This window comes from Streptomyces sp. ITFR-21 (genome assembly GCF_031844685.1).
In the GTDB taxonomy this organism is placed as follows: Bacteria; Actinomycetota; Actinomycetes; order Streptomycetales; family Streptomycetaceae; genus Actinacidiphila.
Map to the genome: position 1 here is coordinate 2,473,411 of NZ_CP134605.1, position 25,559 is coordinate 2,498,969.

At 74.3% G+C, this 25,559-nt stretch carries 23 protein-coding genes; 12 read left to right on the forward strand and 11 right to left on the reverse strand.

Annotation, left to right across the window (positions count from 1 at the left end):
• Window positions 1-69 precede the first annotated feature (69 nt).
• A complete protein-coding gene (locus RLT57_RS10905) occupies window positions 70-996 on the reverse strand; it encodes an alpha/beta fold hydrolase (RefSeq protein WP_311297181.1) in 927 nt (308 codons plus the stop codon).
• A gap of 370 nt (window positions 997-1,366) precedes the next feature.
• A complete protein-coding gene (locus RLT57_RS10910; protein ID WP_311297182.1) occupies window positions 1,367-2,059 on the reverse strand; it encodes a metal-dependent transcriptional regulator in 693 nt (230 codons plus the stop codon).
• A 121-nt stretch (window positions 2,060-2,180) separates the two neighbouring features.
• Here RLT57_RS10910 and RLT57_RS10915 point away from each other — a divergent pair, with 121 nt between their 5' ends.
• On the forward strand, window positions 2,181-2,954 hold the full coding sequence (locus RLT57_RS10915) for an SIS domain-containing protein (protein ID WP_311297183.1): 774 nt from the start codon (window positions 2,181-2,183) through the stop codon (window positions 2,952-2,954).
• A gap of 147 nt (window positions 2,955-3,101) precedes the next feature.
• On the opposite strand, the gene RLT57_RS10920 is transcribed toward RLT57_RS10915, so the two are convergent.
• A complete protein-coding gene (locus RLT57_RS10920) occupies window positions 3,102-4,463 on the reverse strand; it encodes a PAS domain-containing protein (protein ID WP_311297184.1) in 1,362 nt (453 codons plus the stop codon).
• Between the two features lie 327 nt (window positions 4,464-4,790).
• Window positions 4,791-5,459, reverse strand: coding sequence for a pyridoxamine 5'-phosphate oxidase (gene pdxH, locus RLT57_RS10925; RefSeq protein WP_311300673.1), 669 nt, complete (start codon window positions 5,457-5,459; stop codon window positions 4,791-4,793).
• 346 nt (window positions 5,460-5,805) lie between these two features.
• Here pdxH and RLT57_RS10930 point away from each other — a divergent pair, with 346 nt between their 5' ends.
• Window positions 5,806-6,906, forward strand: coding sequence for a citrate synthase 2 (locus RLT57_RS10930; RefSeq protein ID WP_311297185.1), 1,101 nt, complete (start codon window positions 5,806-5,808; stop codon window positions 6,904-6,906).
• Window positions 6,907-7,204: 298 nt separating this feature from the next.
• Window positions 7,205-8,323 carry a phosphoserine transaminase gene (serC, locus tag RLT57_RS10935; protein ID WP_311297186.1) on the forward strand — a complete coding sequence of 373 codons (1,119 nt, stop codon included), beginning with the start codon at window positions 7,205-7,207 and terminating at the stop codon, window positions 8,321-8,323.
• A 213-nt stretch (window positions 8,324-8,536) separates the two neighbouring features.
• On the opposite strand, the gene RLT57_RS10940 is transcribed toward serC, so the two are convergent.
• Complete coding sequence (locus RLT57_RS10940; protein ID WP_311297187.1) at window positions 8,537-9,586, reverse strand: hypothetical protein; 1,050 nt, start codon at window positions 9,584-9,586, stop codon at window positions 8,537-8,539.
• Between the two features lie 69 nt (window positions 9,587-9,655).
• Here RLT57_RS10940 and RLT57_RS10945 point away from each other — a divergent pair, with 69 nt between their 5' ends.
• Window positions 9,656-10,336, forward strand: a complete 681-nt coding sequence (locus RLT57_RS10945) for a GDSL-type esterase/lipase family protein (RefSeq protein WP_311297188.1) — start codon at window positions 9,656-9,658, stop codon at window positions 10,334-10,336.
• Window positions 10,337-10,522: 186 nt separating this feature from the next.
• A complete protein-coding gene (locus RLT57_RS10950) occupies window positions 10,523-11,518 on the forward strand; it encodes an aldo/keto reductase (protein WP_311297189.1) in 996 nt (331 codons plus the stop codon).
• 255 nt (window positions 11,519-11,773) lie between these two features.
• On the opposite strand, the gene RLT57_RS10955 is transcribed toward RLT57_RS10950, so the two are convergent.
• Both RLT57_RS10955 and RLT57_RS10960 read right to left on the reverse strand, forming a co-directional pair.
• Window positions 11,774-13,282: an MFS transporter gene (locus RLT57_RS10955; protein ID WP_311297190.1), complete on the reverse strand. Its 1,509-nt coding sequence runs from the start codon at window positions 13,280-13,282 to the stop codon at window positions 11,774-11,776.
• A 214-nt stretch (window positions 13,283-13,496) separates the two neighbouring features.
• The gene (locus RLT57_RS10960; RefSeq protein WP_311297191.1) at window positions 13,497-13,931 is read right to left on the reverse strand and encodes a MarR family winged helix-turn-helix transcriptional regulator; all 435 of its coding nucleotides are present in this window, start codon (window positions 13,929-13,931) and stop codon (window positions 13,497-13,499) included.
• 125 nt (window positions 13,932-14,056) lie between these two features.
• Here RLT57_RS10960 and RLT57_RS10965 point away from each other — a divergent pair, with 125 nt between their 5' ends.
• Both RLT57_RS10965 and RLT57_RS10970 read left to right on the forward strand, forming a co-directional pair.
• Entirely contained in the window at window positions 14,057-14,326 is a 270-nt protein-coding gene (locus RLT57_RS10965; RefSeq protein WP_311297192.1) for a hypothetical protein, read from the forward strand.
• A 107-nt stretch (window positions 14,327-14,433) separates the two neighbouring features.
• Window positions 14,434-14,718 carry a DUF2530 domain-containing protein gene (locus RLT57_RS10970; protein WP_311297193.1) on the forward strand — a complete coding sequence of 95 codons (285 nt, stop codon included), beginning with the start codon at window positions 14,434-14,436 and terminating at the stop codon, window positions 14,716-14,718.
• A gap of 460 nt (window positions 14,719-15,178) precedes the next feature.
• On the opposite strand, the gene RLT57_RS10975 is transcribed toward RLT57_RS10970, so the two are convergent.
• Window positions 15,179-18,367, reverse strand: a complete 3,189-nt coding sequence (locus RLT57_RS10975) for a sacsin N-terminal ATP-binding-like domain-containing protein (RefSeq protein ID WP_311297194.1) — start codon at window positions 18,365-18,367, stop codon at window positions 15,179-15,181.
• A 275-nt stretch (window positions 18,368-18,642) separates the two neighbouring features.
• The gene (locus RLT57_RS10980; RefSeq protein ID WP_311297195.1) at window positions 18,643-19,452 is read right to left on the reverse strand and encodes a DUF3027 domain-containing protein; all 810 of its coding nucleotides are present in this window, start codon (window positions 19,450-19,452) and stop codon (window positions 18,643-18,645) included.
• Window positions 19,453-19,703: 251 nt separating this feature from the next.
• Between RLT57_RS10980 and RLT57_RS10985 the strand changes: the two genes are divergently transcribed.
• From RLT57_RS10985 to RLT57_RS11000, 4 genes are all read left to right on the forward strand, one after another.
• Window positions 19,704-21,098 carry an MFS transporter gene (locus tag RLT57_RS10985; protein ID WP_399128452.1) on the forward strand — a complete coding sequence of 465 codons (1,395 nt, stop codon included), beginning with the start codon at window positions 19,704-19,706 and terminating at the stop codon, window positions 21,096-21,098.
• 261 nt (window positions 21,099-21,359) lie between these two features.
• A complete protein-coding gene (locus RLT57_RS10990; protein ID WP_311297197.1) occupies window positions 21,360-21,851 on the forward strand; it encodes a hypothetical protein in 492 nt (163 codons plus the stop codon).
• On the forward strand, window positions 21,848-22,579 hold the full coding sequence (locus tag RLT57_RS10995) for a futalosine hydrolase (RefSeq protein ID WP_311297198.1): 732 nt from the start codon (window positions 21,848-21,850) through the stop codon (window positions 22,577-22,579). The genes RLT57_RS10990 and RLT57_RS10995 overlap by 4 nt, the downstream gene beginning before the upstream one ends.
• A 1-nt stretch (window position 22,580) precedes the next feature.
• Window positions 22,581-23,465 carry a 1,4-dihydroxy-6-naphthoate synthase gene (locus RLT57_RS11000; RefSeq protein ID WP_311297199.1) on the forward strand — a complete coding sequence of 295 codons (885 nt, stop codon included), beginning with the start codon at window positions 22,581-22,583 and terminating at the stop codon, window positions 23,463-23,465.
• Window positions 23,466-23,677: 212 nt separating this feature from the next.
• Here the strand turns inward: RLT57_RS11000 and RLT57_RS11005 are convergent, their stop codons facing one another.
• A complete protein-coding gene (locus RLT57_RS11005; RefSeq protein ID WP_311297200.1) occupies window positions 23,678-24,061 on the reverse strand; it encodes a cold-shock protein in 384 nt (127 codons plus the stop codon).
• 164 nt (window positions 24,062-24,225) lie between these two features.
• On the opposite strand from RLT57_RS11005, the gene RLT57_RS11010 reads away from it, so the two are divergent.
• Window positions 24,226-24,498: a hypothetical protein gene (locus tag RLT57_RS11010; RefSeq protein WP_311297201.1), complete on the forward strand. Its 273-nt coding sequence runs from the start codon at window positions 24,226-24,228 to the stop codon at window positions 24,496-24,498.
• Between the two features lie 36 nt (window positions 24,499-24,534).
• On the opposite strand, the gene RLT57_RS11015 is transcribed toward RLT57_RS11010, so the two are convergent.
• On the reverse strand, window positions 24,535-25,161 hold the full coding sequence (locus RLT57_RS11015) for an HAD family hydrolase (protein ID WP_311297202.1): 627 nt from the start codon (window positions 25,159-25,161) through the stop codon (window positions 24,535-24,537).
• Between the last annotated feature and the right edge of the window lie 398 nt (window positions 25,162-25,559).

Below are 25,559 nucleotides of genomic sequence, written 5' to 3' on the forward strand. Positions count from 1 at the left end.
CACCGCCGACACCGCCGACACCGCCGACAATCCTGACGCCCCGAGGCCGTCGGCTCCGCCGCTCGCCCCTCAGGCCGCGCCCGCCGAGCCCAGCACCGCCCCGGCGGGTCCCACCGCCTCCCGCAGGAAGCCCTCGACCGTGTCGTGCCAGGCCTCGGGCTGGTCCCACGGGACGAGGTGGCCGGCGTCGGCCACCTCCGCGTACCGGCCGCGGGGCAGCACGCGGACCATCTCCTGTGCCTCGGCCCGGCCGAGTTCCCCGTCCAGGCCGCGGACGACCAGCGCGGGGCAGCCGACCTGCGCCAGCTCGTCCCAGTGGGCGTCACGTATCCAGGGGGCCCGGGAGCGCAGCAGATGCTCCGGCGTGTAGCCGGGGCGCCAGCCGTCCTGCCGCTCCTGCATCACCTCGGCGAAGAACTCCCCCCGCACCGCGCTCGGCGGGTCGGCCCAGGAGTCCTCGGCGGCGAACCAGCGGCGTACGTCGCCGAGCGTGGCGAAGGGCAGCGGCCAGCTCGCCAGCCACCTCTCCCATTCCGGCTGGCCCGCCTCCCCGAGGGCCGCGGCCCGCATGTCGCAGATAACGACGGCAGCGACGAGGTCGGGCCGGCGGGCGGCGCACTGCCAGGCGGTGAGCGCGCCCATCGCGTGGCCGATGAGGGTGACCGGGGCCAGCCCGAGCTGCTCGATCGCGGCGATGGCGTCGGCGGCGTACACATCCGGTGTGTACGGCCCGTCGGGCTTGTCGCTCTGGCCGTGGCCGCGCTGGTCCAGGGCCACGGCCCGGTACCGCGGGACGAGCCGGCGCGCGGTCGCCGCCCAGTGCGAGGCGCGGCCCAGCAGCCCGTGCAGCATCAGTACGCCGGGACGCCCGCCGGCCGGGCCGAGCGCCGTGGACGCGGCGGGCGCCGTCCACCCCGCCGAAGCCTCCTGTCCCGCATACTCCCAGGCCGCGAGCCGTACACCGCCCGCGCCCCTCACCTCGTACCGCTGGACCATGTGCCGCACCTCCTCTCACGGACCACGCTATCGAACTTTTATTCGAACAGACGGGCAGCGCCACCAACACCCCTCGTTCGAGTGACAACGCTCAAGGATTGACCGCCGCGGCCGAGGGGAGGACTTGATCGGGACGCGGTGCGAAGGGGAGCAGGCCGCGGGACGGCACTCGGGAAGCTCGGGGTCCCGGGTCCGGCCGAGGGGAGTTCAGGGGAGGAACACGGGGAGGACGGGGAGGGACCGGGGAGGGAAAGGCCCCGGCGCCGTCGTGCGGCGCCGGGGCCCGGAGACCACCGGCGGCGAATCGCCGGTGCAGAGCTGCGGAACGTAGGGGACCGGAACAGGACAACCAGGAGAAGGAGGGAGGTGCCTACCTCTTGGCCACGAACACATGCGAGGCGATCTCGGTGTCCAGTTCGGCGGCCTCACCGCCGCTGCCGACCAGGACGCCGCCGGCCGAACTCGTCACGCTGATCACGGCGCCCGGCTGCACACCGGCCCGCCGGAGGGTGTACATGACCTGCGCGTCGGTCTGGATCGGCTCGCCGATCCTGCGCACCACCACGCTGGCCCCGGACTCGCCCGGGTGCAGTTCGGTGAGGCTGACCATGCCCTCCTCCAGGAACGGATCCGCCGCGCCCGATTCGCCCAGCTCCTCCAGGCCGGGGATGGGGTTGCCGTACGGCGACTCCGTGGGGTGCTGGAGCAGTTCCAGCACCCGTCGCTCCACTGCCTCGCTCATCACGTGTTCCCAGCGACACGCCTCGGCGTGCACCTGTTCCCACTCCAGGCCGATCACATCGACCAGCAGACACTCCGCGATGCGGTGCTTGCGCATCACGCGTGTCGCCGTGCGGCGGCCCTCATCGGTCAGTTCCAGATGCCGGTCGCCCGCGACGTGCAGCAGCCCGTCGCGTTCCATACGTGCCACCGTCTGGGAGACGGTCGGGCCGCTCTGGTCGAGCCGCTCCGCGATCCGGGCACGCATGGGGACCACACCCTCCTCTTCCAACTCCAGGATGGTGCGGAGATACATCTCCGTCGTATCGATCAGTCCGGACATCGCGCCCCTCGTGTACTCGTGCGTGGCCCTGAGCCAATTCTGACGCATCCCGTGAGCAATCGGCCCCGACTCGTGATTCCCCGCCTTGACAGCGCGGGCGCGGCGGCACCACGGTGACCGCATGACCGAGCCCCTCGCTGATCTCGCGGACCGCTACTTCGACGCCGCGATCGCCCTGCTGCGCCGGGTGCGGGACGAGGAGGGGGCCGCGGTCAGGGCCGCCGCCACCGCCGTGGCGGACGCCGTCGCCGCAGGCGGGCGAGTGTTCACCTTCGGGGCGGGCCACTCCTCGCTGCCCGCGCAGGACGTGGTGTACCGGGCCGGCGGGCTGGCACTGGTCAACCTGCTGCCGGTGCCGGGGGCCACCGGGGTGGACGTGGTGCCGGCCACCCTGGGCAGCGCGCTGGAAAGGGTGGAGGGCCTGGCCGGGGTGGTGCTGGAGACCAGTCCGGTACGCGCCGGGGACGTGCTCTTCGTGATATCGCTGTCCGGCCGCAACACGCTGCCGGTGGAGATGGCCCGGCGGGCCCGCGCGCTGGGCGTGACGGTCATCGGGGTGACCTCGGTGGCGTACGCCAAGGAGACGCGTTCCCGGCACGCGTCGGGTACGTATCTCAAGGACAACTGCGACATCGTGCTGGACTCCAAGATCGCGGTGGGTGACGCGGAGCTGACCGACGACGCGATCCCGGCGCCTTTCGGCCCGGCGTCCACGGTGGTGACCAGCGCGCTGATGCAGGCGGTCGTCGCCACCGCCGCATCGGACCTGGCCGCCCGGGGCATCACCCCGCCCATGATCCGCTCGGGCAACGTGGACGGCGGCCACGAGTGGAACGCCCAGGTCTTCGAGGAGCACCGGGACCGGATCTTCTTCCGCCACTCCGCCCGCCGCTGAGCCTGACTGCCGCTGACCCCGCCCGGCCGCTGACCCCGCCCGGCGCCGCCCGCCCCGGCCACCCGGCCACCCGGCCACCCGGCCACCCGGCCACCCGGGCGCCACCCGCCACGGACCCGCGCCCGCCGCCCCCGCACCGCCCCCGCCTCAGGCGCCGTCCGCCAGGCCGGTCAGGCCCGCCAGGTCCAGCGCCATGGCCACCCGGGCCGCCACGTCCTCCGCGTAGGCCGCGTCCGCCCGGTCGAAGAGGCGCCGCCCGGAGCCGCGCAGGAAGGTGAGCGCCCCGACCGTACGGCCCCGGCTGCGCAGCACCGCGGCCAGGCCGTGCACGGTGCCCGGGGGCCAGCGCCTGGCCACCGCCCAGGAGTCGGCGCCGGCCCGCGGGACCTCGGCCGCGGCCTGCCCGGCGGCGGGGTCGACGAAACTGGTCCGGACGGTGCCGGCCAGCTCCACCGCCTGGAGCACGGGGTGGCCGGGTTCGTAGCCGACCGGCACGGCGTTGGCCACGTCCCGGTGGCCGGATCCGGTTTCGCCCTCCGGGGTCGCGGCGATCCGGACCAGCCGGCCGGGGCCGTCCGCGAGGTCGAGCAGCGCGTGGTCGGCGAACCCGGCGAGCGCGAAGTCCAGATGCAGGACGGCCGCCTCCAGGGCGCTCTCGCACTCGGCGGCGGCCCGGTCGGCGCGGTGCAGCTGCTGGTAGCGGAACCGCAACCGCGCGCTCTGCCGCTCGGCCGCCTTCTGCTCGGTGACGTCGGAGAACAGCCAGCCGACGCCGAGCGGCACGGGTTCGCTGCCGAACGGCGACCCGAGCAGGACGAAACCGCAGCGCCAGCAGTGCCGGGCGGCGTCGTCGTCCCCCCGCAGGCTGACCCAGATCTCCGCGCCGACCGGTGGGGCGCCTGCGGCGAGCACGTGCTGCAGCGCGTTCTCCAGCTCCTCGGCGCCGTGGTCGAGCAGCTCGCCGAGCGGCCGGCCGAGCAGCGCCTGCCGCCCGCAGTGGAGCAGCCGCGCCGCCTGCTCGTTGGCGAGCGCGGGCCGCAGATCGGCGTCGACCAGCACCACGCCCCAGGGGGCGTCGGCGAACAGCGCCTCGCTCAGCGCGATGGACCGTTCCAGGTCGATCTGGGCGCGCACGTCGGAGAAGGCGCAGTAGACGCCCGCGGGCCGGCCGTCGGCGCCCGCCACCGCCGCGGACTGGGTCCGTACCAGCACCCGGCGGCCGTCCTTGGTGAACAGGGCGAACTCGTGCACCCGGCGGCCCGGCGCGTCCATCGTCGAAAGCAGCCGTTCCAGGGTCTCCCGGGCGTCGGCGGGCCGGGCCGCCCAGCCGCCGAAGCCGTGCCGCCCGATCGCCTCCTCGGCGGTCCAGCCCAGGATCCGGGTGGCCTCCGCGTTCCAGTGGGTGATCACACCGGCCCGGTCGACGGCGCACAGACCCGCCTCCATGCCGTCCAGCAGCGCCGCCAGCAGCTGCTCGTCACCCTTGGGTTGCGCATCAAATGGCTGCACGTCACAACATTCAACTCCGGTGTGCCCTGCGTCACACCGGATTCGCGGAAATCAGTTGTGCGGTTCCGGGGTCCCTTCTTAGGGTGGTGAGTACACACGAAGGGAGGTGGTCTGAAGCATGAGTTGCAGTCGGACACGTGAGGTGGCTGCGGGCTAGCACCGCGCACTCGGCGTGCACGTTGCTCGCCAATCCCACGCAGTACACCCGACCCGCGGGCTCGTCGGACTTGTCCGGCCGGTGCTCGGAGCCACCCGGCTCCGGGGAGCAGCCCGCGGGTCGTTCGTGTTCCCGGAAAGACCCGGACGCCGGCTCCCGCCGGCCGCCCGCTACGGCGCCAGCCGCTCCACGGCCCAGCCTTCGCCCACTCCCCCGGCGCCGCCGGCGCCTCCCGCGCCCCCGGCCACGTACCGCAGCCGGTCGTGCAGCCGGTTCTCCCGTCCCTGCCAGAACTCCACGCTCGCCGCCACCACCCGGTAGCCGCCCCAGTACGGCGGCACCGGCACCTGGCTCCCCTGCGGCCACCGCGCCGCGCGCTCGGCGTACGACTCCTCCAGCACCGCCCGGGACTCGACGACCCTGGACTGCTCGCTGGCCCACGCGGCGACCTGCGAGGCGTGCGGCCGGCTGTGGAAGTACGCCGCGGTCTCCGCCTCGGGGACCCGCTCGGCCCGACCGCCGACGATCACCTGGCGGGCGATCGGGTGCCAGGGGAAGAGCAGCGAGACATGCGGGTTCGCCGCGAGCTCGCGCCCCTTGCGCGACCCGTGGTTGCTGAAGAAGACGAAGCCGCGCCGGTCGTAGCCCTTGAGCAGCACGGTCCGGGAGCTGGGAACGCCGCCCGCGCCCGCGGTCGAGACGACCATCGCGTTGGGTTCGGCGATCACGCCGGTCCCGGCGGCCCGCACCACGTCGGCGAACCAGCGGGCGAACTGCTCGTAGGGGTCCTCGGCCAGGTCCGCCTGGTCGAAGGTGCCCACCCGGTACTGCTCGCGCATGTTCGCCGGGTCGTCGGGACGTACCGCCTCGTCACGGGGCTCGCGACGGCCACCGCGCTCGCGCGGTTCGTCGGGCCCGCCCCCGTGGCGCTCGTACGGCTCGCCGGACGCGTCCCGCTCGCGCGGCGCGGGGGTCTCGCGCCGTTCCGGGGTGTTCGCGGCTGCCGGCTCTTCTCTGTGTTCTCGCACCCGAAACATCTTCCAGGACGGCGGGCGGAAGCGTGCGGTCGCCACGGATGTGCGGCATCTCACCCTGTCTGACATGCCCGGCGGCTAGGAGAATTGCCAGCCGGGCGCCCGGTCTCCCGCACGCGCCCCACCATCAGATCATCAGAGGAGCCGCCTCATGTCCGACTTCGTACCGGGACTCGAAGGGGTCGTCGCGTTCGAGACGGAGATCGCCGAACCCGACAAGGAAGGCGGGTCGCTGCGCTACCGCGGGGTCGACATCGAGGATCTCGTCGGCCATGTGGGCTTCGGGAACGTCTGGGGCCTGCTGGTGGACGGCACGTTCGACCCGGGGCTGCCGCCGGCCGAGCCGTTCCCGATCCCGGTGCACTCCGGGGACATCCGGGTGGACGTGCAGTCCGCGCTGGCGATGCTCGCCCCAGTGTGGGGCCTCAAACCGCTGCTCGACATCGACGCCGCGCAGGCCAGGGACGACCTCGCGCGCGCCGCGGTCACGGCTCTCTCGTACGTCGCCCAGTCCGCCCGCGGGCAGGGGCTGCCGATGGTGCCGCAGCGGGAGATCGACAAGGCGCACTCGGTGACCGAGCGGTTCATGGTCCGCTGGCGCGGCGAACCCGATCCCAAGCACGTGGCCGCGGTCGACGCCTACTGGAGCTCGGCCGCCGAGCACGGCATGAACGCCTCCACCTTCACCGCCCGGGTCATCGCCTCGACCGGCGCGGACGTGGCGGCGGCGCTGTCCGGGGCGGTCGGCGCCATGTCGGGGCCGCTGCACGGCGGTGCGCCCTCCCGGGTGCTCGGCATGATCGAGGAGATCGAGCGGACCGGCGACGCCGAGGCGTACGTGAAGGGCGCGCTCGACAAGGGCGAGCGGCTGATGGGCTTCGGGCACCGCGTCTACCGCGCCGAGGACCCGCGGGCCCGGGTGCTGCGCCGCACCGCCCGCGAGCTGGGCGCGCCGCGCTACGAGGTCGCCGAGGCACTGGAGAAGGCGGCGCTGGCCGAGCTGCACGCGCGCCGCCCGGACCGGGTGCTGGCCACCAACGTGGAGTTCTGGGCCGCGATCGTGCTGGACTTCGCGCAGGTCCCGGCGCACATGTTCACCTCGATGTTCACCTGTGCCCGTACCGCGGGCTGGTCGGCGCACATCCTGGAGCAGAAGCGGACCGGCCGGCTGGTCCGCCCCTCCGCCCGCTACATCGGCCCCGGCTCGCGCGGGCCGCAGGACATCGAGGGGTACGAGGGCATCGTCCGCTGACGGTCCGCTGAGGGTCCGCTGACGGTCCGCTGAGGGTCCGCTGACGGTCCGCTGAGGGTCCGCTGACGGTCCGCTGAGGGTCCGCTGACGGTCCGCTGAGGGTCCGCTGAGGCGTACGGACCACGGCGGCCCGTCCGCGACCACCGCGGGCGGGCCGCCGGCCCCGGCCCGGCCCCTGGTCGGCCCGCCGCTCTCCGGCCGCCGCACCCCACCAGCCCCACCGCCCGCACCCCACCGGCTCCGTCTCACCCGATGGGACACTCGCCGAAACCCCCCTGTTACGCACTACGCTTCCGACGTGGCCGATATCCAGATTCCCGCTGAAATCAAGCCCGCCGACGGTCGGTTCGGATCGGGTCCCTCCAAGGTGCGGACGCAGGCGCTCGACGCCCTCGCCGCGACCGGGACGTCCCTGCTCGGCACCTCGCACCGCCAGGCGCCGGTGAAGAACCTGGTGGGCCAGGTCCGGGCCGGCGTCCGGCAGCTGTTCTCGCTTCCCGACGGCTACGAGGTGGTGCTCGGCAACGGCGGCTCCACGGCTTTCTGGGACATCGCCACCCACGGGCTGATCACCGCGAAGTCCGAGCACCTGTCCTTCGGCGAGTTCTCCTCGAAGTTCGCCAAGGCGGCGGAGCTGGCCCCGTGGCTGGCGGACCCGACGGTCGTGAAGTCCGAGCCGGGCACCCACCCGGTGCCGGTCGCCGAGCCGGGTGTGGACGTGTACGCGCTCACCCACAACGAGACCTCGACCGGTGTCGCGCTGCCGATCCGCCGGGTCGAGGGCGCGGACGACGACGCCCTGGTGCTGGTGGACGCGACCTCGGGCGCGGGCGGCCTGCCGGTCGACATCACCGAGACCGACGTGTACTACTTCGCGCCACAGAAGTCCTTCGCGGCCGACGGCGGCCTGTGGCTGGCGGTGTTCTCGCCGGCGGCGCTGGAGCGGGCGGCCACCATCGCCGCGTCCGGCCGGCACATCCCGGCGTTCTTCGACCTGCCGACCGCGATCGACAACTCGACGAAGAACCAGACGTACAACACCCCGGCGCTGACCACCCTCTTCCTGCTCAACGAGCAGCTGGAGTGGATCAACGGCCAGGGCGGCCTGAAATGGGCGGTCGAGCGCACCGCCGACTCCTCCTCGCGGCTGTACGGCTGGGCGGAGAAGGCGTCGTACGCGACCCCGTTCGTGGCCGACCCGGCGCAGCGTTCGCAGGTCGTCGGCACGATCGACTTCGAGGACGGCATCGACGCCGCGGCGGTGGCGAAGGTGCTGCGGGCCAACGGCATCGTGGACACCGAGCCGTACCGCAAGCTGGGCCGCAACCAGCTGCGCGTCGCGATGTTCCCGGCCGTCGACCCGGCCGACGTCGAGGCGCTGACCGCGTCCGTCGACTACGTCATCGGCAGGCTCTGAGCCGGGGCGCCCCCAGGTACGGCAATACGGCGGTACGGTGAGCGGCTCGGGCCCTGCCGAGCCGCTCACCGGCTTTCCGGCCCACGCCACCGCCGCCGGCGCCCGCGCGCCCACCGCCGCCTGCGGCCACGCCCACGACCGCCGCCAGCGCCGCCCGCCCCCGGGTGCCCACCGCCACCCGCACGGGCCGCACCCGCAGCGGCCGCGCCGCCGCTACCCCCGCCGCCTGCGTGCCATGTTCCGCACGCCCACCCCCAGCGCCCCGATGCCGAGAAGCAGTCCGATCCCGAGCGTCTTGTGCGCCGCGCTGCGCGACGTCGTCTCCTCGCCCGGTCCCGCGCTCCCCGAGGAGCTCCCGGCGCCCTTGTGCGCCGCGCTTCCCGAGGAGGCGCCCGCCGCGCTGTCCGGCAGGTCCTTGCCGCTGAGCGGTTCCCGCCACACCTGGCTGTCGCTGCCCTCGCTGCCGTACATCAGCGCCCGGCCGTCGGTCGTATACGTCACCGACTCGCCCTGCTGCTGGAGCGGTACGTCGAGGCTGCCGATCTTCTGCGGGCGGTCGGCGCTCCAGCGGTAGTCGGTGGCCCAGAAGTAGCCGCGCAGGACCAGCCGGCTGCCGTCGGGCGAGAAGGCGCCGTCGGTCACCCAGGGCACGTCCGCGATGCGGCGGAAGACGTTGGTCCCGTGCGGGTCCAGGGTCGCCGGCCCTTCGTAGAGGTGACCGCCGTCCTCGTTCTTGCTGGCGATGTAGACCCGGCCGGTGCGCGGCTGGACCATCAGCGCCTCGGCGTTGCGCGGACCGGCGTCGTACCGGACGGTGTAGCGGGTGACGTCCACCGTCCGGTCGCTCAGCGCCTTGGGCTCGGGGAAGCGGTAGATCCACACCTCGGGCCAGCCGCCGTCGAGGTTGTCGCCGATGTCGCCGACGTAGAGGTCGCCGTCCGGGCCGAGCGAGATCGCCTCCACGTCCCGGGCGTGGACGCCGCGCATGGTGACCTTGGCGACGGTCCGGCCGGTGGCGGAGTCGACCGCGTAGACGTACGGGCCGTCGTCGCTGTCGTTGTGCGTCCAGTAGACGCCCGGGTGGATGCGGCTGGCGGCCAGACCGCTGGACTCGGTGATCCGCGGGTCGCTGAGGTGGAAGGCCACCGACGGCCCGCTGTCGGCGGCGGCGGGGCCGGCCGCGCCCCAGGCCAGGGCGAGGGCCGCGGCGGCGGCGCAGAGAGCCGCCAAGGGCGCTTGGACGGTCCGCGAGAGGGCAGGCATGTCCCCTAGTCTCCCTGCTCGCCCACCCCCGTGTCCCGGCCGGGCCGCCGGTCGGGGATGATGCCCGGCATGCGTTACCTCTTCGTCGGCGACTCGATGACCGTCGGCGCCGCCGGCGACTACACCTGGCGCTACCGGATGTGGCAGCACCTGCGCGGCGTCGGTGAGCGGTTCACGGTGGTGGGGCCGCGCGACACGCTGTACGACCCGGTGGTCGACGACGCGGTGTCGACGGACTACGCCGATCCGGCGTTCCCGGCGCACGCCCGCCGCCATCTGGCGGGCTGGGGCGAGGGCTGGCTGCACATGGTGCCGCTGATCGGGGACGCGGTACGGGAGCACCGGCCGGACGTGCTGCTGGTCTCGCTGGGCCTGATCGACCTCGGCTTCTACACCGGCGCCGAGGAGACGGCCGCGAACGTCGCCCGGTTCATAGCGCGGGCGCGGGCGGCCAGGCCGGGGCTGCGGATGGTGCTGCTGCCGGTGATCCCCAACACCCGGGCGGACCTGGACCCGGACTTCGCCGACCAGTGCGCGGAGCTGAACGAGCGGACCGCGAAGATGGTCGCCGAGCTGGACCGTCCCGCCTCACCGCTGCTGCTGGCCTCCCGGCCGCCCGGCTACGACATCCGGCTGGACACCTACGACGGCACGCATCCCAATCCGGGGGGCGAGCACAAGCTGGCGGCGGCCTTCGCGGACGCGCTGCACGAGGCGTGGGGCATCGGGGCGCCGTACGAGGCGGCCTGAGGCGTTCGGGGCGGCGGTCCGGGGGCGGCCTCCCCGGCGCGTCCGGGGCGCCGGGGCGCCCACGGCACGGGCCGGCACCGTACAAGGCCGGCACCGTACAAGGCCGGCTGCGTGCGCGGCCGACCGGGCGGCGCCCGGTCCGGTCCCCTTGATTGGAGCGCACTCCAAGGGCTTGGCTGGGGAACCATGGAGTACACACAGCTCGGCCGTACGGGCCTCAAGGTCAGCCGCCTGGTGCTCGGCACCATGAACTTCGGCCCGCAGACCGACGAGACCGACAGCCACTCGATCATGGACGCGGCGCTGGCCGCGGGCGTCAACTACTTCGACACCGCCAACGTCTACGGCTGGGGTGAGAACAAGGGCCGTACCGAGGAGATCATCGGCAGCTGGTTCGCCAAGGGCGGTGACCGGCGCGACAAGACCGTGCTGGCCACCAAGGTCTACGGGAACATGGCCCCCGACGGCGACTCCTGGCCGAACCACGAGAAACTGTCCGCGGTCAGCATCCGCCGGGCGGTGGAGGCCAGCCTCAGGCGGCTGGGCACCGACTACATCGACATCTACCAGTTCCACCACGTCGACCGGGCGACGCCGTGGGAGGAGATCTGGCAGGCGGTCGACGTCCTGGTGCAGCAGGGCAAGATCCTCTACGCCGGGTCGAGCAACTTCGCCGGCTGGCACATCGCACTGGCCAACGAGACGGCCGCCCGGCGCGGCTCGCTCGGCCTGGTCAGCGAGCAGTGCCTGTACAACCTGGCGGAGCGGCGGGCCGAGATGGAGGTGATCCCGGCGGCGGAGCACTACGGCCTCGGGGTGATCCCCTGGTCGCCGCTGCAGGGCGGCCTGCTCGGCGGGGCGCTGCGCAAGCAGCGCGAGGGCGGCGGCGCCCGGTCGACGACCGGCCGGTCCGCGGACTCGCTCAGGTCGGAGGAGCAGCGCGCGCAGATCCAGGCGTACGAGGACCTGTGCGACAAGCACGGCGTGCAGCCCGGTGACGTCGGCCTGGCCTGGCTGCTGACCCGCCCGGGGGTGACCGGCCCGATCGTCGGCCCGCGCACCCAGGACCAGCTGGACTCGGCGCTGCGGGCGGTGGAGCTGAAGCTCTCCGCCGAGCTGCTGACCGGGCTGGAGGAGATCTTCCCCGGCCCCGGCCCGTCCCCGGAGGCTTTCGCCTGGTGACGGCGGTGGCGCGGCCGGCTCAGCGGACCGCGGCGGCGACGACCACCGCCACGAGCATCAGGACGAAGGCGGCGGTCATCACTCGGGTACGGGTCTTGGGGTCCACGCCCCGAGGTTAACCGCCGCTCCCGGCGGCCCCGGCGACCGGGGGCGGGGCGCCGGGGCGCGGGCGCCGGCGCCGGCGCCGGCGGACGGGCGAGTACCCGAGGACCCGGGCCTCCGGGCCGGGGAGCCCCCGGGCCAGGCGGCGACCGCTCATCCGGCCGCGGTGAGGTTCCTGGAGCGGCCGGCGTCGTCCCCGCCCTCCGGGCCCCCGCCGTCCCGTGCGCCGGCCGGTCCGCCGCCCGTACGGGTGACGTCGCCGCCGGCCGGGCCGGTGGTGGTCCCGTCGGCCGGGCCGTCGGTGGTCCCGTCGGCGGTCCGGTCCCGGCCGCCGGGTATGGACGTCTCCTCGTCGGGACCGACGGGAGCCGCGGCGGGCGCGCCGGCCCCGTCACGCGGGACGAAGGCCACGAGCGGCCGTCCGCCGGTACGCCGCAGGCTCACCCGCAGCCGCAGGCCGCCCGCGCGGGCCAGCGCCATGCCGACGCCGACCGCCGAGGCCGCCGCGATCAGGCCGCCGGACAGGAAGCCGATCCGGGGACCGTAGGTGTCGGTGACCCAGCCCATGACGGGGCCGCCGATCGGGGTGCCGCCGACGAACACCATCATGTAGAGGCTCATCACCCGGCCGCGCATCACCGGGTCGGTGGCCAGCTGCACGCTCGCGTTCGCGGTGGTGTTGAAGGTCAGCCCGAAGACGCCGATCGGCACCAGCAGCAGGGCGAACAGCCAGTAGGTGGGCGCGACCGAGGCCAGCGCCTCCAGCAGCCCGAACAGCAGCGCGGCGGCGACCAGCATCCGCAGCCGGGTCCTGGTCCGCCGGGCCGCGAGCAGCGCGCCGAGCAGCGATCCGGCCGCGATCAGCGAGTTGAGCAGGCCGTACGTGCCGGCGCCGCTGTCGAAGACCTTGTTGGCGAAGGCGGACAGCCAGATCGGGAAGTTGAAGCCGAAGGTGCCGACGAATCCGACGAGCACGATCGGCCAGACGAGTTCCGGCCGGCCGGCGACGTAGCGCAGTCCCTCGCGCAGCTGGCCCTTGCCGCCGCGTGGCGCCCGTTCGATCGTGTGCAGCTGGGCGGTGTTCATCAGCAGCAGGCCGGTCAGCGGGGCCAGGAAGGACAGGCCGTTGATCAGGAAGGCGTAGCCGCTGCCGACGGCGGTGATCAGCACGCCCGCGACGGCGGGGCCGACCAGCCGGGCGGCCTGGAAGTTGGCGGCGTTCAGCGAGACCGCGTTGCGCATCACCTTGGGGCCGACCATCTCCACCACGAAGGTCTGCCGGGTGGGGTTGTCGACGACGGTGACCACGCCGAGCAGGAACGCGATGGTGTAGACCTGCCAGACCTCGACGAGGCCGCCCAGCGTCAGCCCGGCCAGCGTCAGGCCGAGGGCGCCGAGAGCGGCCTGGGTACACAGCAGGATCTGCCGTTTGGGGTAACGGTCGGCGATGACGCCGCCGTACAGCCCGAAGAGCAGCATCGGCAGGAACTGCAGGGCGGTGGTGATGCCCACCGCGAAGGACGACCCGGTGATGCTGAGTACCAGCCAGTCCTGGGCGATCCGCGACATCCAGGTGCCGGTGTTGGATATCACGGCACCGGTCGCGAAGAGCCGGTAGTTGCGGATCTTGAAGGCGCTGAAGGTGCCCGTCGTCCTCCTCACGGGCCGTTCGGGTCCTCCGGGGTGGTTTGCGGTTCCTGTTCCGGCTGCCGGACTCAATCGGTCCTCGCCTCCCCATCGTCGTCGCTGCCGCCGTCCACGCGGCCGGGTCCGCGTCCTGCCTGCCGCCCGGCCGCCCCGCCGTTTCCGCACGACGACGGCACCGCCGCCGTGCGTACGCCGCCGAGCGCCGCCTCCCGGTTCCCGCGTCCCCGGGTCACAGGTGCGCGAGCCTTTCCAGTACGGGCGCGGCCTGCCGCACGACGGCCAGCTCCTCCTCGCTGAGGCCCTCGGCGAGCTCGGCCAGCCAGGCGTTCCGCTTGACGCGGCTCTCCGCGAGGATCGCGGCGGCCTGGTCGGTGCGGCTGACCACGACCTGGCGGCGGTCGTCCGGGTGCGGCTCCCTGCGGACCAGCCCCTTGGCCTCCAGCATCGCCACGATGCGGGTCATCGACGGCGGCTGGACGTGTTCCTTGCGGGCCAGCTCGCCGGGGGTCGCCGAGCCGCAGCGGGCCAGCGTGCTGAGGACGGACATCTCGGTGGGGCTGAGCGTCTCGTCGACACGCTGGCTGCGCAGCCGGCGGGCGAGTCGCAGTACGGCGCCGCGCAGCTCGCTGAGGGCGGCGCGGTCGTCTTCGGACAGTTCGGTCACGTTCCTTAGGTTACCTCATTACCTATCCTAAGCAAACCGTCGACACGCCCACGAACATCACTCATACGAGTGATGTTGCTACCGAAAGCAACCTCTGGGCCACGCGTTCGGGGGACGGTGGGCCCATGGCATCGAGAGTGCTCAGCCTCCGCGTCGACGGAGAACTGTGGGACCGGATCCACGCCCGTGCCGCCGCACGCGGGACGACCGCCCAGGACTACGTGCTCCAGGCGCTCGTCCGCGATGACTTCGACGAGCGGTTCAAGGCCGCCGCCGAGGAGACCGAGCGCTTCTACGGGGCCGGCGCCGTCCGTACCGGCCCGGACGCGGACCCGGGCACCGGCGCCGGCACCGACGCGGACCCTCGGAGCAGGCCGGGCGCCGGCGTCAGGTAGGCGACGGCGCTCGTCGCGGCCGCCCGCCCGCCCGCCTCCGCGGTTCCTCGCGGCGGCTTCCGCGCCCGCCCTGCCTGCCGGCGGGGCCGCCCGCCTACGATGTCGGCATGAGCAGCAAGCAGCGGGTCCCCCTGCGCGAGGCGCCGGAGCCGATGGAGGCCAACGACGTCGCGACGATCACGGTCGGCGTGATCGCCTGGTTCGTGCTCTTCCTGGTGCAGCTGCCGTTCTACGGCTGGTACTCCGACCACGGCCACACCTGGTTCATCTGGACCTGCCTGGCCGGCAGCAGCTGCGGTCTGCTCGGCCTGTGGTACGTCCGCACCCGCCGCGACGCGATCCGCCGCCACACGGCGGAGGCGGCCGAGGCCCACCGCCCCCCGGCGGAATAGCTCCCGGCCCGCCCCCTCCCCTGCGCGGTGCGCCCTGCCGCCGGGGCCACCCACCGAGCCCCACCGGCAGGCACCTGACCGACCGCGCAGTTCCCGGCGCCCCTGGGTGGCAGCCCCTTGCGGTCGGTTCTCAGCGGCCGGCTGCTGGTGGGCTGGGCGTGCAGGCCCCCGCGGCCCCTGTAGGGCACCGCCCACGGCCTGGGGAGCCCTCCCGGCTCCGGAAGGTGGACGCCGTCCCTCAGGGGCGCGGGGAACCGCGCGACCGGCCCACCGCGCTCGCGAAGACCGCCACCGGCCCAGACGGGCTCCCCTGCCGCCCCCGGCCACCGCGCGGTTTCCCCACCCCCTCGGCCGGGCGCCGCCCGGCGCAACGGCGTGCCGGCACCCGGCCGGGCGCCGGCAGGCGCGAAGGCACCCCGGACCGTCCGGTCACGCGCCGCCCGGCGCAAAGGGTGCGGGGTCAGTCGAACCAGCGGGCCTGGGCCAGTTCCTGCGTGCGGGAGGGGTCCTCCAGGAGCGCGGCGAGTTCGAAGCGGCGCTCCCAGCGGCCGGCCGCCCAGGTCAGTCCGGCGGCGACGCCCTCGACGGTGGAGGCGTGCAGGACGCCGCCCGTCCAGCGCCAGTCCACCTCGACCTCACCGGTGAGCAGCAACTCCTCGTGTTCGACGTACGTGGCGGGCGCGCCCGGCAGCAAGTCCAGGACGGCCGGAAGGACGTCGTGCGGCTCACCCTCGGAGACCACCGCCGCGTCCACCGCCTCGCTGAGCCTGCGGACCTGGAAGAGCTCGGCCAACTCCGCGGCCAGGCGCGGCGGTACGGGCAGCAGCGGGCGGCCCCCGGCCAGCGGCAGCAGGTCGGGGGCGTCGGCGACGAGCGCCTGGGCGGCGTCCACGACGACGGGTTCGCCGTCGATGACGGCCCGCAGGTCGTCGGGCAGGGTGACCTGTTCGGGGTCGAGTTCGGCCAGCGCCGCGTACAGGCCGTGCAGTTGGGTCGGGGACACGTACCGGTCGGGGTCGGCGAGGCGGCCGAGCAGTTCGGCGGCGCCGCCCGGTTCCGCCAGCAGCGCGGTCACCGTGGTACGAACCCCGAGGGCCCGCAGCACCTGTTCGTCCACGCCCTCGTCGGTCTCGGCCTCGTCGTAGAGTCCGGCGAGCAGCCGGTCCCCGCCGGCCGCCCGCAGGCCGACCGGGCGGCGGCCGTCCAGCACCGGGTGGTCGCGCAGCCACCACGCCGCGTGGGGGCGTACGGACTCGGTGGTGCCGTCGGGCAGCAGCACCCGGACCGGCGCGGTCACCGCGTCCCGCAGCGGCGGCCGGGACAGCAGCGCCAGCGCCTGCGGCCAGGCGTCGTCGTCCACCAGGTCCAGGTCCCGTACGCCGATCAACTCGGTGGCCACCGGCGGCACGTCGGTCTCCGGCAGCTGGTCGAGCACGTCCTCGCACCACACGTCCACCGCGTCGAGCAGGCCCGCGTCGTCGGGTTCGGCCCAGTCGCTGTCGCGCGGTTCGAGGTCGTCGGGGTCGAGGACCACGTCGGCGGCGCGGACCAGCGCGAAGGTGGCGAGCACGCCGACCGCGGTGAGCGGCTGTTCGCCCCACCGCTCGGCCAGTTCGGCGTCCACCGTGCCGAGTTCGCCTTCCCGCAGCACTTCCTCCAGCGGGCTGCCGGGCAGGATCAGCTCGCCGGCCGGGGCGAGCTCGCCGTCCTCGTCGGGCAGCGCGAGGCCGGCCAGCCACGGCTCGTCGCCGGGCGCGAGCCCCGCCGACCTGGCCAGGCCCAGTACGGTGTCGGCCAGTTCCTCGGCGTCCAGGCCGCTCTCGTCGTCCCAGGCGGCGCGGTCGTCGTCCAGCGAGGCGGCGACGGCGGCCCGCACCTGCGGGGTGGTCAGCACCGCCCGGGGCGTGGCGGGGGCGGCGCCCAGCTTCTCCAGCAGCGGGTGGGCGGCGTCGGCGTGCGCGACCCGCAGTCCGAGCCGGGCCAGCAGCAGCGGGTCGACGGCGTCCTCGCCCCTTATGGGCAGCAGCACTTGGCGCGGGCCGACCACCGTACGGCCGTCGGCGAGCGGCACCGGCAGGCCGCTGAGGATGTCGGAGTCGGTGCCGGCCAGCGCTTCGTAGAGCCGGTACCACCAGCCGGCGGGGCGTTCGGCGCCGGCCAGCCGGTCGACGGCGTCAGCCAGTGTCAGCCGGGCCACACCCAACTGCCGCAGCGCGGGCCGCCGTTCGAGGCTGGAGGAGACCAGCGTCGGCAGCACCTCGGCCAGCACCCCTACCGCTTGCGCGGTGGCGCCCTCGACCACCTCGGCCTCGACCGGGCGCAGCGCGAGGCTCTCCCCGGCGAGCGGGCCGCCGCCGTCCCACGCCTCCGGGTCGGCGACCGGCGCCGCCTCCTTGTCGTCCGCCGCGGCGGCGCGCGGCAGGAAGGCGGTACGGGGCAGTTCGGCGAGCACGCGGCGGCGCAGTTCCGCGTCCAGTTCGCCCTTGCCGAGCGGTCCCGGCACCAGGTCGACCACCCCGGTGCCCACCGGCCGCCAGCCGGCCAGCAGCCGGACGTACGCCTCGGCGGCGCGGTCGAGCAGGAAGTCGGTGAGCGGGCCGAGGGCGGCGTGCCGCCGGGTCGGGTCGAGCGGGAGGGAGGCGAGCAGCAGCGCGGGCAGCCCGAGCGGTTCGTCGGTGGGTGTCGGGGCGTGCACGACGCCGGCCGTCGTGGGGGTCTGCGGCGCGCCCTCGGCGTCCACCGGCACCGCCCAGGTCACCGACCAGACCGGCCGCAGCCGCTCCTCCACCGGGCGGTCGTGCAGGAGTTCGGGTGTCAGCGGGCCGCTGGAGGAGTCGACGCGCCAGCGGGTGGGGGAGGTTTGGGCGCTGTCGGTCACCTCCACGTCGCCGTCGTCGAGTTGACGCCGGGTCAACGTCCTGGTGCCCTCGGCCGTTTCGACCACGACCTCGTCCAGGCCGGGCAGCGCCAGCAGCAACGCGTCGTCGATGGCGGCCAGCAGGCGCTTGGCCAGGTCCTCGGCGGCGCCGTCCCGCAGCGGCAGCACCACGACCGTGTCGTACGGGTCGGGCGCGCTGCCGTCGGCCGCGAACGGCAGCCGCAGCAGCGGGACGTGGCCGTCCCGGCGGCGCAACTCGTCCTTCAGGCCGGGTACCTCGCCGCTCAGCTCCCGCGCTTCGGCGAGCGACCAGCGGACGCCGCCGGAGCGGCTGAGCACGGCGGGTTCGTCGGTCACCGCGAGGACGGCGGCGAAGCCGACCCCGAAGCGGCCCACGGCGGCCGGGCCGTCGTCGCGTTTCGCGGACGCGCGCAGGGTGGCCAGCGACTCCACGGCGGCGGCGTCCAGCGGCGCGCCGGTGTTCGCGGCGGCGAGGACCGCCGGGGTGTCGCCGTCGGCCTCGTGCAGCGTCAGGCGCAGCCGGCCGGGGACCCCGGCGCGGGTCGCCGCGTCGGCGGCGTTCTGCGCGAGTTCGACGGCCAGCCGGTCGCGGTAGCCGCCGAGCGCGAGGTCCTCCTCGGCGTTGGCGTCCTCCCGGAACCGCGCGGCCGAGCCGGCCCACGCGCTCAGCACCGCCTGCCGCAGGTCTCCCGTACGGAAGGGGTCCGCATGGCCCTCCGGGGCGTTCCGTACCACTCCTGCGCGGGTCACTTGCGAACCTTTCCGTCGCCGTCCGCGGGCCCACCGGGCCCCTGCAGGCGTGACGCTACCGCCCTGCGGCCGCCGCCCGCCCCACGGGCACCCCTTCCTTCCCTCGCCCGGGGTTCCGCACGGCGCACGGGCGCCTCCGCGCGCGCCCGCCCGGCCGCTGCACGCCCCTCGTCCGCCACCGGTGGCGGTGGCGGGACCGCGTGTCGGGGCCGGACCGGGCGGGGCGGCCCGCCGGGCCGGGCGGCGGCCGGCGGAGGGACGGCGGCAGCGCGGCGTCAGGTGTCCTCGGGCGCCCCGGCGGCATCGGCGTCGGCGCGGTCGGCGCCGTCATCGAGGTCGGCGTCGTCGTCGAGGACCATCGGCGAGAGCACCGGCGGCTTCGGCATGACGGCCGCCTCGGAGTGCCCCCCGCATCCGTAGGCGAGCGAGACCAGGCGCCCGTCGGCCGGCGAGAACTCGTTGGCGCAGATCCCGAACGCCTGACTGAGCGAGCCCGCGATGGGCAGCAGGAAGCCGCAGCTGTTGCAGTTGGCGGGCGCCGCCTGCGCCATGGCCGTCTTGGGCCCGAACTGCTCCTCCCAGCGGTCCGCGGCCGTGTGCAGGCCGTAACGGGACAGCACCCGGGGCCGTCCCATGCCGAGCTCGGCGGCGACGGAGCCGATCTCCGCGACGGACGGCAGTGGCAGTCCCTCCTCGGAGGGCGCGGGCTCGCCCGCCCACCCCGGCTCCAGCCGCAGGTCGTCCGCGTCGGTCGGCAGCAGGTCGCCGGGCCCGAGGTCACCGGGCCGCAGCCGCTCGCTCCACGGCACCCATTCCGGTCCGAGCACCGAGTCCGGGCCGGGCAGCAGAACCGTCTCGTCAACGGTGATGTGCTTGGACCGCGACGCCCGGGTCAGCGTGGTCGCCCACTGCCATCCGCGGTAGGCGGGCTGGAGGCACTCGAAAAGGTGGGTGACCACCCGGTCGCCCTCCGCGACCACCCCCAGGTGCGCGCCGACGGAGTCTGGCCCCGCCGCCTCCTGCGTCACGGCCAGTGCGACATCGACCGCCTCGGCGCACAGGCGGTCAGGGGTACGGCTTCGCATCGCAGGACTCACAGAAATCGTTTCTCTCTCTACGCCGTCTCACGTGTGCGCCCGCGGAGGGCGGACCGGTACGGGGAACGGTGACGGAGCGGACCTGCGGACCGCTTCGACGCCTTCGTTCCCTGTGTTCCCGGTCAGCTTCCCCGGTCTGCCCGAGCGTCTCCCGGGCGCACCTGTTGCCACCATTCTGCGTGATCGCACGCTACCTGTGCGCACCACCACCGCAAAGGAGGGGGTGCGCACCCATCCAATTGGGGCAGGATTGCGTCGTGGCGAGAACGGTGACCGCGGGCCCAGGGCCCGTACGCAGGGCGGGGCGCGCCCTCGCGCACGGCGTGGGGCGGGTCTTCGGCGGGGTATTGCGGCGTATCCGGCGTACGACACGCGCGGGAGGCGCGGGAGAGTCGGGACTGTCGAAACTGATCGAGTTGCACGCGGTGAACTCGGCCGGCGACATGCTGGTCACCGTGGCGCTGGCCAGCACCGTCTTCTTCTCGGTGCCGACCGGTGAGGCCCGCGGCCGGGTGGCGCTCTACCTGCTGGTGACGATGGCGCCGTTCGCCGTGCTGGCGCCGGTGGTCGGCCCGCTGCTGGACCGGCTGCAGCACGGGCGGCGGGCGGCGATGGCGACCGCGATGCTCGCCCGCGCGGTGCTGGCCTGGACGATGGCCGGGGTGATCTCGACCGCGGGGCTCGGCCTGTACCCGGCCGCGCTCGGCGTCCTGGTGTCGTCCAAGGCGTACGGAGTGGTACGCAGCGCGGTGGTGCCGCGGCTGCTGCCGGGGCGTACGACGCTGGTGAAGGCGAACTCCCGGGTGACGCTGGCCGGGCTGCTGGCCACCGCGGTGGCGGCGCCGGTGGGGGCCGGGCTGCACTTCATCGGGCCGCAGTGGCCGCTGTACGGGGCCTTCGTGATCTTCCTGTGCGGCACCCTGCTGTCGATGTCGCTGCCGCACAAGGTCGACTCCGCCCGCGGCGAGGCCAAGGCCCGGCTGACCGCCGACGAGGAGGCGCCGCCGCAGCCGGCCGGCATCCCCGGCCGCAAGCCGGGGCTGCTGGGCGTGGGCTCCTCGGTGCTGCACGCTCTCCAGGGCAACTCGGGGCTGCGGGCGCTGTCGGGGTTCCTCACGATGTTCCTGGCGTTCATGCTGCGCGAGCACCCGCTGGGCGGGCTGAGCCCGGCGGTGTCGCTGAGCGTGGCCGTGGTGGCGGCGGGCGCCGGCAACGCCCTGGGCACCGCGCTGGGCGCCTGGCTCAAGGCGCGCGGCCCGGAGATCATCATCGCCACCGCGCTGATCGTGGCGCTGTCGGCGGCCACGGTCGCGGCGGGCTGGTTCGGGCTGATCACGGTGGCGGCGGTCGCGGCGGTCGCGGGTATCGCGCAGGCGCTGTCGAAGCTGTCGCTGGACGCGCTGATCCAGCGCGACGTGCCGGAGACGGTCCGCACCTCCGCCTTCGCCCGCTCCGAAACGGTTTTGCAGCTGTCGTGGGTGGTCGGCGGCGGCCTCGGCATCATCCTGCCGCTCAACGGCCAGCTGGGCATGTCGGTGGCCGCGTCCCTGGTGCTGCTGGCGTTCGTGGTCTCGGTACGCGGCCTGCTGGGCGCGGCCCGCCGGGGCAGTACGGCCAGGGCCCGGGTCGCGTAACCGACCGCGTACGGGGGGGCGCGCACCGCCAGGCGTCCGGGCGGGCAGGCGTCCGAGCGGGTGTCCGGGCAAGCAGGCGTCCGAGCGGGTGTCCGGGAGAGCGGCGAGCGGCGAGCGGCGACGTAACCCTTGCGTGCCACCGGCGGCCCGCCGGCCCCGTCACCCCGACGCGCAAACCCGCAGGCCCCTCCGGGTGGCCGCGCCCGGGGACACAGCACACCCCCGCGCGGGCGGGGGCCGGCCGCCCGGTAGCCTCCCCCCATGAGCATTCGCCGCGCCGCCACCGCTATCGGTGCCATCTCCCTGGGGCTGATCGCCCTCACCGCCTGTGACAAGCCGACCGCGCAGGCGACGGTGACCGTGGGCTCCAAGACGGTCACGGCGGAGGCGAGCAGCAAGTGCTACGCCAAAGGCGCGAAGCTGCCGCAGCAGATCTTCATCGCCTGCCTGCAGGCCAAGCCGACCCACCACATCACCGTGCCGGTGGGCGACCAGGTGCGGATCGGCGTCGACCCCGGGATCGGCGACAAGGGCTGGCTGATCGTGCAGGACACCACGCTGGCCACCGCGGAGCTGCTGAAGGACAAGACCTACTGGTCGATCGACAGCGCCCAGCTCTTCAACGTGCAGGACCCGCAGTCCGGCCAGACCCAGACCCGGAAGTCCGTGACGCTGAACATCGTCGAGTCCGGCAGCACCACCGGCAACGACGTCTACCGGGTCATCTCCTTCACCCTGCTGCGCGGCGAGTGACCACGGCCCGCCTGCTGGTGGTGACCGCGGTGGCCGCCGAGCGCGACGCCGTGGCGGCCGGACTGGCCGCGGCGGGCACAGCGGGCGCGGTGGCCGCCGTGATCGCGGGCGGGGTCGGCCCGGCCGCCGCTGCCGCCGCGACCGCGACCGCGCTCGCCCGCGGGGAGTACGACCTGGTGGTGTCGGCGGGCATCGGCGGCGGGTTCGCCCCTGCCGCGCCGGTGGGCTCGGTGGCGGTCGCCGACGCTATCGTGGCCGCCGACCTGGGGGCGCAGACCGCCGAGGGCTTCGTGCCGGTCGCAGAGCTCGGTTTCGGGACCTCCGCGCACTTCCCGCCGCCGGAGCTGGTCCGGGCCGTCTGCGGGGCCCTGGAGGCCGTTCACGGGCCCGTGCTGACCGTCTCCACGGTCACCGGTACCGCCGAGCGCGCCGCGGAGCTGAGCGGGCGTCACCCGGGAGCGGTGGCCGAGGCGATGGAGGGTTTCGGGGTGGCGGAGGCCGCCGCCGCGGCCGGCCTGCCCGTGCTGGAGATCCGGGCCGTGTCCAACGCGGTCGGCCCCCGGGACCGGGCGGCCTGGCGGATCGGGGCCGCGCTGGCCGCGCTGACGTCGGCGTCCGCCCGGCTGCCCGGCGTACTGGACGGCTTCGGGACGGAGTTCACGACGGAGTTCGGGACCGGGCCGGGGAAGCTCCCGCCCGCCGAGGAGGTTGACGCAGGACATGGCTGACATGGCTGACATCGCTGACATCGCTCACATCGCTGACCCGGCCGACGGCGGCGCGCTGCGGATCGCGTACTCCCCCTGCCCGAACGACACCTTCGTCTTCCACGCCTGGGCGCACGGCCTGGTGCCGGACGCGCCCCCCGTCGACGTGACCTTCGCCGACATCGGCATCACCAACGGGATGGCCGAGCGCGGTGAGTTCGACGTGCTGAAGGTGTCCTACGCGGTGCTGCCCTGGGTACTCGGCGAGTACGCGCTGCTGCCCTGCGGCGGCGCCCTGGGCCGCGGCTGCGGTCCACTGGTGCTGACCCGGGAGGCGGGCGCGGACCTCACCGGCAAGACGGTGGCGGTGCCGGACGAGCGCTCCACCGCGTACCTGCTGTTCCGGCTGTGGGCCGCCGCCGAGGTGCCCGGCGGGGTGGGCGGGATCGTGGTGCTGCCGTTCGACGAGATCATGCCGGCGGTACGGGACGGGCGGGTGGACGCGGGCCTGGTGATCCACGAGGCCCGCTTCACGTACCGGAACTACGGCCTGCACAAGCTCGCGGACATGGGCGAGCACTGGGAGTCCGCGACCGGGCTGCCGATCCCGCTCGGCGCGATCGTCGCCAAGCGCTCGCTGGGCAAGGAGCGGCTGCACGCGCTCGCCGCCGCGGCCACCGCGTCGGTGCGGATGGCCTGGGACGACCCGGCCGCCTCCCGGGAGTACGTGCTGGCGCACGCGCAGGAGATGGACCCGGCGGTCGCCGACCAGCACATCGCGCTGTACGTCAACGAGTTCTCCGCCGACCTGGGCGCGGACGGTTACGCGGCCGTACGGGGGCTGCTGACCCGGGCCGCGGCCGAGGGCCTGGTGCCGGCGCTCCCCGAGGACGCGCTGGCCTTGTGAGCCGGTTCCCAACGCCGCCCGCGCCCGCGCGCGTTCCCGCCCGTCCCCCGCGCGGGCGGTTTTCCCGGCGCGTTTCCCGGCCGTTTTCGGTCCTGTTTTCGATCCGGCCGGAAAACGGGCCGAATCCGACCGCAATTCAACAGCGGCGCTTTACCGGAAGAGTCGCTTCCGCTAAAGCGCCGCTAATGACCGGCAGAGCACCTGCCGAGGGTTTAGACGTCCAACTGGTCCGCCACCACCCGGAGCACCGAAGCAATCTTGTGGCCGTGCGCCTTGTCCGGATACCTGCCGCGCTGGAGCGAACGCGCGACCTCTTCCAGCAGCGTGGTGAGGTCCTGCACGATGGGCAGCAGTTCGTCGGGCTTGCGGCGCTGGGCCGCGGCAACCGAGGGAGCGGGGTCGAGCAGCGTCACCGAAAGCGCCTGATCGCCGCGCTGGCCTGCGACGACACCGAATTCCACGCGCTGGCCGGGCTTAAGGGCCGCGACACCTTCGGGCAGCACAGAGGAGTGCACGAAGACGTCGCCGCCGTCATCGCGGGAGAGAAAGCCGAAGCCCTTCTCGCTGTTGAACCACTTGACCTTGCCGGTAGGCACGTCCGACCTCGTCCTCATTGCTCGAAACCGCATCGAAACAGCACTTTCGGCGGGCCCATCGGGGACCCGCCGGCAACCAGGCTAATGGCCCGGCGCCGTGTGACAAGACGCCGAGGTCCGGATCCCGGTCCACGGCGTCCACGCCACGGATCTACCCTTGTCCGGTGAGCAAACAAACCATGGGCGCCGGTGACCTGCTGGTGCGGATCGGCGCGATCGTGTTCCTCGTCGGCGCGGCCGGCACGCTGGCGACCGTCGCGCCGCTGCTGATGCACACCAAGCGGCTGCCGACACCGGCCTATTTCGTCTCGATGCTGATGGCTGTGGGACTCGCGCTGGCGCTCGGCGGGCTGCTGCGGTCAGCCCTCTCCCAGCGGCAGGCCGCGCGGGCCCTGCCGGCCCCCGAGGCGGGCGGTCAGGCCGCGGCGGAGCTGTAGCCGGCGGTCAGGCCGCCCCGGAGCTGTAGCCGGCGGTCAGGCCGCCCCGGAGCTGTAGCCGGCGAACCAGGCGGGGAACTCGGTCAGGTCGCCCAGGACGACGTCGGCGCCGGCCGCCCGCAACTCGGCCGCGTCGCACGGCCCGGTGGCGACCGCCACGGACAGCGCCCCGGCCGCGCGGGCGCCGCGTACGTCGCCGACGTGGTCGCCCACGTAGACGGCCGCGCCGTACTCCAGCAGCGCCGCCGCCTTGGCCTCGGCCCACAGGTCGCCGCGCACCTCGGCGTCGATCCCGACGTGCGCCAGGTGCAGCCTGGCGTTCGACTCGTACTTCGCCGTCACCACCACGGCCCGGCCGCCCGCCGCGCGAACCGTCCCGACGGCCTCCACCGCGCCGCGCATCGCGGGCGTGGGCGCGATCGCGTGGTCCGCGTACAGCGTCCGGTACCGATTGCCGACCGCCGCGATCCGCTCGGCCGGAAACCAGTGCGCCAGCTCCACGTCCAACGGCGGCCCGAGCCGCGTCACCGCGAGCGCCGAGTCGATGAACACGCCGGTCTCCACTGTCAGCCGGTCGTACACGGCCTTGATACCGGGCCGCGAGTCGATCAACGTCATGTCAAGATCGAAGCCGACGGTCAGGGGAGCGGGATCGTGGGTCACACCCCACATTCTCCCCCGAGGGGTCAAGCAGGTGTCCTTTTTTTGCCGCCGCTTCACCTCCGGGCGCTTGGGTCCGGTGTCGAAAGGGAGAGCGCGCGGAGTGAGCGAGGTACGAGGGAGTGAGCACGGTCGACCGTCGACACCGGCGCGCCCTTCGGCTCGCCGGCTACCGGTGGACCGTCGGGCGGATCGGTGCCCGAGGGTGGGTGCCCGGCGGGTGAGGGTGCCCCTTTGGTGGGTGCCGTCGGGCGTCGGGGCACCCAAGGGGGCGCGGGCCCGGGGGGCTGGTTGCCCAGCCTGGCGCCGTCGGGTCCGCCGGTCCGTTCACCTGACGCCGTACGGCACCCACCCGTGGGCACCCCGACGCGGGTGGGAGGCGAACCGGCGGCAAAAAAAGG